1 protein-coding gene is annotated in these 744 nt (G+C 49.5%); it reads left to right on the top strand.

Features of this window, described 5'->3' with window-relative positions; all coding sequences use genetic code 11:
* The first annotated feature begins 213 nt into the window (after positions 1-213).
* Entirely contained in the window at positions 214-648 is a 435-nt protein-coding gene (locus GAC_RS02850; RefSeq protein ID WP_010267666.1) for a hypothetical protein, read from the top strand.
* Positions 649-744 lie beyond the last annotated feature (96 nt).

The following is a 744-nucleotide window of genomic DNA, read 5'->3' as shown; positions in this document are numbered from 1 at the left end:
AATATCTGCCGAACAATCTGAGGGAGTGGTTCAAGATGCTGTACGAAGTGTTGCTCGGACAGAGCGACGGTCCGAGGTTTGGGTCATTCGTAAAGCTCTACGGAGTAGGCAACACAGTAGAGCTCATCAAAAAGGCTGCATCTGCGGACAGTAGCAATTGACAGAGCAAAATGGGGGTGCTATCCTGCGATCTGTTTTCCGAGGTCTGTCGTGATGTTGAGGTTTTTTGTTCTGTATTGTGCGGCGCTTGCTGTGGGAGGATGTTTTTTTTCATCCGTGCAATATCATGGATATCCGAGTGCGGGCGTACAGTTCTGGGATGAGGTCAAAATAGGTGAACAAAAGCCCGACGTTGTAAGACTGCTTGGGTCACCAGTAATTATCGATGGGGACGCGTGGCTGTACCCTTCCTGCGAGGTTCGTGGGGTTGTTGCATCTGTTGTCAGGAAGTACAGCTGCACCGTTTTGAAGATATCTTTTGACGGCGATAGCGGCACAGTTTCAAATATTGAGCGGCTGAACACACCTATGGGGCGCTTACCAAAGATCGAGAGCACGAGCACACCAATCACCGGAGTTAATGACGGGGCTTGGCGAAGGATAGAGAGCATGTTCAGCAAGTTTCCATTCCGTAGCAAAACGCAATAGCCAATCGTGGATATTTCGCACTTTCGGTGCAAGCTGTTGGGTGTTTTAGTATTCCACCAGTACCAGATATAATCCGTGTGGTGGTGCGGTGATTCC

Source organism: Anaplasma marginale str. Florida (assembly GCF_000215485.1).
Taxonomy (GTDB): domain Bacteria; phylum Pseudomonadota; class Alphaproteobacteria; order Rickettsiales; family Anaplasmataceae; genus Anaplasma; species Anaplasma marginale.
The sequence above is the reverse complement of the archived record's forward strand: the minus strand, read 5'-3'. Positions and strand labels throughout refer to the sequence as shown.